Genomic DNA, 10,221 nt, shown 5'->3' on the forward strand with positions numbered 1-10,221 from the left:
GTGGAGGCACTCGCCGCTACGGGATCAGCGTCGATCCCGTAGCGTGTTGATTACTGTGCAGGCGTAGGCAGCGGGGGAATGGCTTCTGTCGGCGCGGGCAGGTCGGGATTGGTCGGCGCGGGAGCCGGCGTAGGTTCTGGCGCGGGGACTGCTTCGGGCGCCGCCTGAGGCGCAATCGGCGCGGGTTCTGCCGGTGGAGCGAGCGGTTGCGAGGCGGCAGGCTCAGCTGGCTGATCCTTGGGCGCCTCGACTTTCTCGGCGGCCGGCTCGGTTTTAGGCTCTGGCACCCCCAGTTCAGCCTTCGGCTTCTCCGGAATATGCTCGGCCTTCTTCACTTCCTGGGGCAGGAACACGTCCACCAGCGCAAAGTAGCGCTCATAGAACTTGGGCGCGGACACCGTTTCACTGGCGACCTTGACCATGGAGTCATCGGTGGAACCGATCGGCATCGACACCGAACCCAGCACCCCCACTCCCAGGCTCGCCGAGTTGTTGACCTTCTTCAGCGCGTAGCGGTCCTGCAAGGCGTTGGCAAACATCGTTGAATGTTTCTTGCCTTTGCCGTCGTCGGCACACACCACGTTGAAACTGATCTGCAAATGAGTTTCGCCACTCTGCTGGAAGCTCTTGTTGCCCACCACCAGTTTTGGGTCGCTGCTGGTGATGATGTAGCCCTGGCTCAGCAACGCACGCCGTGCGGCTTCGCACGCCGCCACATCGCTGACTGGGTAGTCCCGGGAAAAGGTGCCGGAATCGTCGAAGTTCTCATGTTCATAAATAGCGGTCTTGGGTGACGAGCAGCCCGCGGCGCCCGCCAACACCAACGCCAACCCGAGGCTGCGCAAGTGAAATGATGTCGACATTGATAATCCTGAGGAAAACGATCTGGGCGGTATTGTGCAACAGAACGGGGGGCAGGCGCGCGTATTCCTGTCGGTAAAACGTCACAGGTTGACTACGCCCCCCTGAACGAACACCCATGAAAAAGCCCCCGGACTTTTCAGGCGGGGGGCTTTTTGTTCAAGCCAGCATCAGTATTTCTTGATGTCAGCCTTGGTTTCCAACTGTTTACGGTAAGCCGCGAAGTCCTGTTGACCGACACGGGAAGCGAGGAAGCGGCGATATTGCGCCTTTTCTTCGTCCGATGGGGCAGCTGCTTCGTTGACACCGTTCAACCGCACGATCATCAGGCTACCATCGGCCAGGGTCACGGTGGTGAAGGTCGGCTTGTCCTTGGACGCAGGCTTTGGCATGCGGAACAAGGCTTGCAGCACGGCAGGATCAATCCCTTCCTGGCCACGGGTAGCCGCTTCGGTAACTTTCCACGCCTGACCGTCAATCGGCTGGTTCAGCGGGGTCTTGCCATCACGCAGGCTGGCAATCAGCTCGTCGGCATGGGTCTTGGCCGCCGCGCTGGCGCGCTCCTTGGTCATCTGTGCACGGATTGCCGTGGCAACGCTCTCCAGCGGCAATTGCGCAGGTTTGCGGTGCTCCTTGGCACGCAGCACGATGATGGTTTCAGGGTCCAGCTCGATGGCGCTACTGTTAGCGCCTTCATCCAGCACTTCCGGGCTGAATGCGGCGGTCACCACGGCCCTGTTAGCCGCGACCCCTTCACCGCCGTCACGGCCAAATGGCGCCGAGGTGTGCACAGTGAGCTTGAGGTCAGACGCCGGCTGAGCCAGGTCGGACGCTTCGAACGCCGCATCCTCCAACTGCTTGGTGGCTTCGACGAAACGCTGCTCGACCTGCTGAGTCTTCAGCTCGCGGGTCAGCTTGTCCTTCAGGCTGGCAAAAGTCGGCACCTCAGGTGCTTCAACCCCCAGCAGCTTGATCAAGTGCCAACCAAAGGTGGTGCGCACCGGTGCCGAGACCTGGTCTTTGTTCAACGCGTACAGGGCGGTTTCGAAATCCGGATCGTAAACGCCAGGGCCGGCGAAACCGAGGTCGCCGCCGTTGCTGGCCGAACCAGGGTCCTGGGAGAACTCCTTGGCCAAGGCTTCGAACTTCTCACCTTTGGCCAGGCGTGCCTGGATTTCTTCGATCTTCGCTTTCGCCTGAGCGTCGGTGACCTTGTCGTTGACTTCAATAAGGATATGCGCGGCACGACGCTGTTCAGCGAGGTTGGCGATTTCCTTTTGATAAGCCGCCTGCAGCTCATCGTCCTTGACATTGACCTGATCAAAGAAGGACGACTTCTTCAACTCGAGGTAATCGATGACCACTTGGTCAGGGGTCATGAACTCTTTGGCGTGCTGATCGTAGTAGGCCTTGACCTCCTCGTCGGTCAGCTTCACCGCTGCAGGATTGGCCTTGATGTTGACGGTGGCGAAATCGCGGGTCTGTTTCTCCAGACGGGCAAAAGCCAGCACCTCGGCGTCGGTTACGAAACCACTGCCGGCGATACCTGCGCGAACCTGGCCGATAAGCATTTCTTGCGTCAGCATCTGACGGAATTGCAAACGGGTATAGCCCAGTTGACGAATCACCTGATCAAATCGTTCTGGACTGAATTTGCCATCCACCTGGAATTCCGGTGTCTGCAGGATCACCTGATCCAGCGCGGCTTCAGAGAAGCCAAACTTGGAATCGGCGGCACCTTGAAGCAGCAGCTTGCGATCGATAAGACCCTTGAGGGCCGCCTCGCGCAGCAGTTTTTCGTCCAGCAGCGAAGCATCGAAATCTTTGCCCAGCTGTTGCATCAGCTGGCGCCGTTGCATGTCGACGGCCTGGCTCAGTTCGGTCTGGGTGATGGTTTCACCGTTGACCTTGGCCACGTCCTGCTTGGTGTTGGTCGAAGCCTGGAAAATCGCTTCGATACCGGTGAACGCCATCAATGCGACGATGATCCCGATAATGGTCTTGGCAATCCAGCCTTGTGAATTGTCCCTGATATTTTGCAGCATGCGTCCCCCAGAAACGGTTGAACTTCAAAAATTGGCAACCGTGGAGCGTGGGTAGAGTCCGGATAGAAGAAAGGCGCATCCGAGGATGCGCCTTCTCGTAACTGGCGGAGCGGACGGGGGTTTGAACCCACACCCCCGGCGTGGCGACCCAATGGATACGTGGGTCAGCTGCCGCTCCGCTGCCAGGCCAGACCTGCGTCTGACCCGGGTAGGTAAGGCTTGATCGAAACTTAGTTGACGGCTTCTTTCAGGGCTTTACCGGCTTTGAAACCTGGTTTCTTGGCAGCAGCGATTTGCAGTGCTTTGCCAGTCTGTGGGTTGCGGCCAGTGCGAGCTGGGCGGTCAGTCACAGAGAAAGTACCGAAGCCTACCAGTACCACGGAGTCGCCGGCCTTAAGAGCGCCAGTGACGGATTCGATTACTGCATCCAGCGCACGGCCAGCAGCAGCTTTCGGGATATCAGCGGATGCAGCGATAGCATCAATCAGTTCCGACTTGTTCACTCTAAGTCCCCTTATATATCTATTGAGTATGATTCTAAGTTTTTTGGTGAAAGCAAAAACCAGTGCTGAATGGCCTACAGACACTTAAGAGCCGCTTTATAACAAGGGCTCTAAAAAGCTGTCAAGGAAGCCTCCAGGCTTATTCGCATTAATGCGTGCTAATTCTTTCCTTGGAATCAGACTCTCGTTTTTCGTCCTTAGCAACTATCTCCGGGGCCACATCCGGCAAGGGCTCCGGCGCGTATTGCAGCGCAATTTGCAGGACCTCGTCAATCCATTTAACGGGTTTAATCTGAAGATCTTGCTTGATATTGTCAGGAATTTCCTTCAAGTCGCGAACATTCTCTTCAGGAATGATCACTGTCTTGATTCCACCCCGGTGCGCGGCAAGCAATTTCTCTTTCAGACCACCAATGGCCAATACTTGACCACGCAGAGTAATTTCCCCAGTCATGGCTACATCAGCGCGTACCGGAATACCGGTCAATGCCGACACCAGCGCGGTGCACATGCCCACGCCGGCGCTTGGACCATCCTTCGGGGTCGCCCCTTCCGGCATATGGATATGGGTGTCGTGCTTCTCGTGGAAGTCCAAGGGAATCCCCAGGCTCCGAGCGCGACTGCGCACCACGGTCTGCGCGGCGGTGATGGACTCGACCATCACATCGCCCAGGGAACCGGTCTTGATCAACTGGCCCTTGCCAGGGATCACCGCAGCCTCAATGGTCAGCAGCTCACCCCCCACTTGAGTCCACGCCAAACCCGTCACCTGCCCGACCTGATCCTGCTGCTCAGCCAGCCCGTAACGGAATTTGCGCACGCCCAGGAAGTGCTCTAGGGAGTCGGCCGTGACCTTCACCGCGAAGCGTTTTTCCAAAGCATGCTCTTTGACCGCCTTGCGGCAGATCTTCGCGATCTGGCGCTCAAGCCCCCGCACACCGGCCTCGCGGGTGTAGTAACGCACGATGTCGCGAATCGCTTCGACCTCGAACTCAATCTCGCCCTTCTTCAGGCCATTGGCCGATGTCTGCTTGGGCGCGAGGTACTTGACCGCGATGTTGATCTTCTCGTCTTCGGTGTAACCCGGCAGACGAATCACCTCCATCCGATCCAGCAGCGCCGGCGGAATATTCATGGAGTTGGAGGTGCACAGGAACATGACGTCGGATAAGTCGTAATCGACTTCGAGGTAATGGTCGTTGAAATTGTGGTTTTGCTCAGGATCGAGAACCTCGAGCAAGGCCGAGGCCGGATCGCCACGCATGTCGCTGCCCATCTTGTCGATTTCATCGAGCAAGAACAGCGGATTGCGCACGCCGACTTTGGTCATCTTTTGAATCAATCTTCCTGGCATCGAACCGATATAGGTGCGGCGATGGCCACGAATTTCCGCTTCATCCCGCACGCCACCCAGGGCCATGCGGACGAATTTACGGTTGGTGGCATTGGCGATGGATTCGGCCAGAGAGGTCTTGCCCACGCCAGGCGGCCCGACCAGGCACAGCACCGGCCCGCGGATTTTCTTCACGCGCTTCTGTACGGCGAGGTATTCAAGGATGCGCTCCTTGACCTCTTCAAGGCCGTAGTGGTCGGCGTCGAGAATGTCTTCGGCGCGGGCCAGGTCCAGGCGCACCTTGGTCTGAGCCTTCCACGGCACCTGCACCAGCCAGTCGATGTAGGAGCGCACAACGGTGGCTTCGGCCGACATCGGCGACATTTGCTTGAGCTTGTTCAGCTCGGCGGTGGCTTTGGTCAATGCATCTTTAGGTAGACCTGCGGCATCGATGCGCTTTTTCAGCTCTTCGATTTCGTTGTGGCCTTCCTCGCTGTCGCCGAGCTCTTTCTGAATGGCCTTCATCTGCTCATTCAGGTAGTACTCACGCTGGCTGCGTTCCATCTGCTTCTTAACGCGGCCACGAATGCGCTTTTCAACCTGCAGCAGGTCGATTTCAGCATCCAACAACGCCAGCACATGCTCGACGCGAGCCGGCAGGTCGATGATTTCGAGGATGTCCTGCTTCTGCTCGATCTTCAGCGCCATATGGGCAGCCATGGTATCGACCAGGCGGCTGGGTTCATCAATGCTATTAAGAGAAGATAGGACTTCAGCCGGGACTTTCTTGCCCAACTGTACATACTGCTCGAATTGCGAGAGCAGACTGCGTACGAACACTTCAGACTCGCGCTCCGGGGCCTCGATCTCATCGATCAACGCCACCTCGGCACGTAGGTGGCCATCCACCTCCATGAAGCGTTCCACCGCGCCGCGTTGCTCGCCTTCCACCAGCACCTTGACGGTGCCATCCGGCAGTTTGAGCAATTGCAGAACAGTAGCAACAGTGCCGACCCGATACAGGGCGTCTTCGCCTGGATCATCATCAGCTGGATTTTTCTGGGCCAACAGCAGGATCTGCTTGTCGCCCGTCATCGCGGCCTCGAGGGCTTCGATAGACTTCTCGCGCCCCACGAACAGCGGGATAACCATGTGCGGATAGACGACAACATCACGCAACGGCAGGAGAGGCAATTCGATGGTGGTCTTCATGATTTCGCCTCTATGACAGTTCAAAAGTAAGCATGAAGCCAAGATGGGGGCTGCATGCAAAAAAAACAAGCTTATTGCCGGCAGTTAAACGCAGTAAGAACCTACAAAAAAACAAAGGGGCCCCTGGAGGCCCCTTTGTCTGTACCGAAACCGCGAAACGCTTACGCGTCTGGCGCAGCCTTGGCAGCCGGCTCACTGTTTTCATAGATATACAGTGGCTTGGACTTACCCTCTATAACGCTTTCGTCGATCACCACTTTACTCACCTCGGACTGCGAGGGGATTTCATACATGGTGTCGAGCAACACACCTTCGAGGATCGAGCGCAAACCGCGCGCACCGGTCTTACGCTCCAGTGCCCGCTTCGCTACAGATTTGAGCGCATCGGTACGGAACTCGAGGTCTACACCTTCCATTTCGAAAAGCTTGGCGTATTGCTTGGTCAGGGCGTTTTTCGGCTCGGTGAGGATCTGAATCAGAGCAGCCTCATCCAGCTCATCCAATGTAGCCAGGACCGGCAGACGGCCGACAAATTCCGGGATCAGACCGAACTTGACCAAATCGTCAGGCTCGACTTCACGCAGGGACTCGCCCACTTTCTTACCTTCTTCCTTGCTGCGCACTTCCGCACTGAAACCGATGCCGCCACGGGTGGAACGGTTTTGAATAACCTTTTCCAGACCGGAGAACGCACCGCCACAGATGAACAGAATATTACGTGTATCAACCTGAAGGAATTCCTGCTGCGGGTGCTTGCGGCCACCTTGCGGCGGTACGGATGCAACCGTGCCTTCAATCAGTTTCAACAGCGCTTGCTGCACACCCTCACCGGACACGTCCCGGGTGATGGACGGGTTGTCGGATTTGCGCGAAATCTTGTCGATTTCGTCGATGTAGACAATACCCATCTGGGCCTTCTCTACATCGTAATCACATTTTTGCAGCAATTTCTGAATGATGTTCTCGACGTCCTCGCCCACGTAGCCAGCCTCGGTGAGGGTGGTCGCGTCAGCGATGGTGAAGGGAACGTTCAGCAGGCGAGCGAGGGTCTCCGCAAGCAGGGTCTTACCCGAACCTGTGGGACCGATCAGCAAGATGTTGCTCTTGCCGAGTTCGACCTCTTCACCTTTCTTGTCACGCTGATTCAAGCGCTTGTAGTGGTTGTACACCGCTACGGCCAGAATCTTCTTGGCGCGCTCTTGACCGATCACATACTGGTCAAGAATGCCGCTGATTTCTTTGGGCGAAGGCAATTTATGCGCGCTGCTTTCGGCCTGGGCTTCCTGCACCTCCTCGCGGATGATGTCATTGCACAGGTCGACGCACTCGTCGCAGATAAAGACCGAGGGGCCGGCAATCAATTTGCGTACTTCATGCTGGCTTTTGCCACAGAAGGAGCAATAGAGCAGCTTGCCGTTGTCCTCGCCGTTGCGGGTGTCAGTCATTCGTTCGATCCAAATCCGATAGGCTTGCAACACAAGATGAAGGCTTATGCGGGCTTTTTCAAGCCCGCCGATGATCGGCTACGCCGACCCACCTTATTTTGAGCGGCTTATATTATGCGGGGCGGTGGTCAATCACTGCGTCGATCAACCCGTATTCACGCGCCATTTCCGCACTCATGAAATTGTCACGGTTGGTATCACGCTCGATTTCTTCCAGCGTGCGACCACTGTGCTTGGCCATCAGCGTATTCAAACGCTCGCGGATGAAGAGGATTTCCTTGGCGTGGATCTCGATATCCGACGCCTGACCCTGGAAACCACCCAATGGCTGGTGAATCATCACGCGGGAGTTCGGCAGACAGAAACGCTTGCCCGGAGCACCCGCAGTCAGCAGGAATGCGCCCATGCTGCACGCCTGGCCGATACAAGTGGTCGACACGTTTGGCTTGATGAACTGCATGGTGTCGTAGATCGACATGCCCGCAGTCACCGAACCACCCGGCGAGTTGATGTAAAGATGGATGTCCTTGTCCGGGTTTTCCGCTTCAAGGAACAGCAGTTGCGCGCAAATCAGGTTGGCCATGTAGTCCTCTACCGGACCAACCAGAAAGATCACTCGCTCCTTGAGCAGGCGCGAGTAGATGTCGTAGGCGCGTTCGCCACGAGCGGACTGCTCGACAACCATCGGGACCAGGCCGCCGGCGGCCTGGATATCAGAGTTCTGCTGAATATAGGAATTACGGAACATGCTCTGCAGTTACTCCCAAATAGTCATGTCTTGAAAACGCATAAGCCAGCGCGAGGCTGGCTTATGGTTGTATTTCCAACGAGTTGGACAATCAGTCGGCTTGTGCTGCTTCCGCCGGTTTGACTGCTTCTTCGTAAGAGACCGCTTTATCGGTCACCTTAGCCTTCTGCAGAACAGTATCCACAACTTGTTCTTCCAGCACAACCGAACGTACTTCGTTCAGTTGCTGGTCGTTCTTGTAGTACCAAGCCACGACCTGCTCAGGCTCCTGGTAGGCCGAAGCCATCTCCTGGATCATTTCACGAACGCGATCTTCGTCAGGCTTGAGATCAAATTGCTTGACCACTTCAGCCACGATCAAACCCAGCACTACGCGACGCTTGGCTTGCTCTTCGAACAGCTCGGCAGGCAGTTGATCAGGCTTGATGTTGCCACCAAACTGCTGAACCGCTTGAACGCGCAGGCGATCCACTTCATTGGACAGCAGAGCCTTAGGTACTTCGATCGGGTTGGCGGCCAGCAGACCGTCCATGACTTGGTTCTTCACCTTGGACTTGATGGCCTGGCGCAGCTCACGCTCCATGTTCTTGCGAACTTCGGCGCGGAAACCTTCGATGCCGGTTTCTTTAATACCGAACTGAGCGAAGAACTCTTCATTCAGCTCTGGCAGCTTAGGCTCGGAAACGCTGTTGACGGTCACGGTGAACTCGGCGGTTTTACCGGCCAGGTCCAGGTTCTGATAGTCAGCCGGGAAGGTCAGGTTCAAAACGCGCTCTTCGCCGGCTTTAGCGCCAACCAGGCCATCTTCGAAACCAGGGATCATGCGGTTGGAACCCAACACCAGTTGAGTGCCCTTGGCAGAACCGCCAGCGAATACTTCGCCGTCAACCTTGCCAACGAAATCGATGTTCAGTTGGTCTTCGTTCTGGGCGGCACGCTCGACCACTTCAAAACGGGTGTTCTGCTTGCGCAGGATTTCCAGCATGTTGTCCAGATCGGAATCGGCCACTTCAGCGCTCAGGCGCTCGATAGCGATACCCTCGAAGCCGGCAACTTCGAATTCAGGGAACACTTCGAATACGGCTACGTATTCCAGGTCCTTGCCTGCTTCCAGGGACTTAGGCTCGATCGAAGGCGAGCCGGCTGGGTTCAGCTTTTGCTCGACAACGGCTTCGTAGAAAGAAGCCTGAATGACGTCACCAACAGCTTCCTGACGCGCATCGGCACCAAAACGACGCTTGATTTCGCTCATCGGCACTTTGCCTGGACGGAAACCAGCGATCTTGGCCTTCTGGGCAGTCTGCTGCAGACGCTTGTTGACCGCAGTCTCGATACGCTCTGCCGGCACGGTGATGCTCAGGCGGCGCTCGAGAGCAGTAGTATTTTCAACAGAAACTTGCATGGATATTCCTCGTTGCACAGACGTTAGCCGGCCATTTCCGACCCCAATCAAGGGCATGCATTCTAGTGGGTCAAACTCAAGAAGTCACCCTACTGGAAATATGCTCGCAAACAGCCGGCAATTTATCGGCACGAGAGCACTGCTGCTCCTCGCCCCGCTGACAAATACAGCCAATCATGCCAGGGCTCTGTGCCGCCTCTTCTATATATAGAAGAGGCCATCACTTCCATCCCTGACACTGCGACCCGGTAGCTACGGCCGCCCACGATCCGAACCGCTAAAACCAAAAAAGGCGCCAGACTGTTAAATCTGGCGCCTTTCGAATATGGGGTGGACGAAGGGGATCGAACCCTCGACAACGGGAGTCACAATCCCGTGCTCTACCAACTGAGCTACGCCCACCATATTGCGTTAACAAAGAAACCAAACCACTTCTTTGTTGAGCCCTGCTCGATCTTACGACCGAACAAAGCTTTGATTGGTGCGGATGAAGAGACTCGAACTCTTACGCCTTGCGGCGCTGGAACCTAAATCCAGTGTGTCTACCAATTCCACCACATCCGCGCTTGAAGCTCTTAAAGCAAAGGCGCCAGACTGTAAAATCTGGCGCCTTTCAAAATATGGGGTGGACGAAGGGGATCGAACCCTCGACAACGGGAGTCACAATCCCGT

The 10,221-nt window shown here is 56.4% G+C and carries 7 protein-coding genes and 2 tRNA genes; all 9 read right to left on the reverse strand.

Features of this window, described 5'->3' with window-relative positions; translation table 11 throughout:
• Positions 1-50: 50 nt before the first annotated feature.
• Complete coding sequence (locus QRN41_RS25690) at positions 51-863, reverse strand: DUF2242 domain-containing protein (RefSeq protein ID WP_034138640.1); 813 nt, start codon at positions 861-863, stop codon at positions 51-53.
• A 168-nt stretch (positions 864-1,031) separates the two neighbouring features.
• Entirely contained in the window at positions 1,032-2,906 is a 1,875-nt protein-coding gene (locus tag QRN41_RS25695) for a SurA N-terminal domain-containing protein (protein WP_094066503.1), read from the reverse strand.
• A 230-nt stretch (positions 2,907-3,136) separates the two neighbouring features.
• A complete protein-coding gene (locus QRN41_RS25700) occupies positions 3,137-3,424 on the reverse strand; it encodes an HU family DNA-binding protein (protein ID WP_221034285.1) in 288 nt (95 codons plus the stop codon).
• Between the two features lie 133 nt (positions 3,425-3,557).
• Positions 3,558-5,954, reverse strand: coding sequence for an endopeptidase La (gene lon / locus QRN41_RS25705; protein WP_034138642.1), 2,397 nt, complete (start codon positions 5,952-5,954; stop codon positions 3,558-3,560).
• Positions 5,955-6,115: 161 nt separating this feature from the next.
• A complete protein-coding gene (clpX, locus tag QRN41_RS25710; RefSeq protein ID WP_034098852.1) occupies positions 6,116-7,399 on the reverse strand; it encodes an ATP-dependent Clp protease ATP-binding subunit ClpX in 1,284 nt (427 codons plus the stop codon).
• Between the two features lie 112 nt (positions 7,400-7,511).
• Positions 7,512-8,147, reverse strand: a complete 636-nt coding sequence (gene clpP / locus QRN41_RS25715; RefSeq protein ID WP_034098854.1) for an ATP-dependent Clp endopeptidase proteolytic subunit ClpP — start codon at positions 8,145-8,147, stop codon at positions 7,512-7,514.
• Between the two features lie 91 nt (positions 8,148-8,238).
• Positions 8,239-9,549: a trigger factor gene (gene tig / locus QRN41_RS25720; RefSeq protein ID WP_034138643.1), complete on the reverse strand. Its 1,311-nt coding sequence runs from the start codon at positions 9,547-9,549 to the stop codon at positions 8,239-8,241.
• 326 nt (positions 9,550-9,875) lie between these two features.
• Positions 9,876-9,951: transfer RNA gene (locus tag QRN41_RS25725), tRNA-His, on the reverse strand.
• Positions 9,952-10,028: 77 nt separating this feature from the next.
• A tRNA-Leu gene (locus tag QRN41_RS25730) sits at positions 10,029-10,113 on the reverse strand.
• Between the last annotated feature and the right edge of the window lie 108 nt (positions 10,114-10,221).

Source organism: Pseudomonas sp. efr-133-TYG-23 (genome assembly GCF_030209215.1).
GTDB classification, from domain to species: Bacteria; Pseudomonadota; Gammaproteobacteria; order Pseudomonadales; family Pseudomonadaceae; genus Aquipseudomonas; species Aquipseudomonas rhodesiae.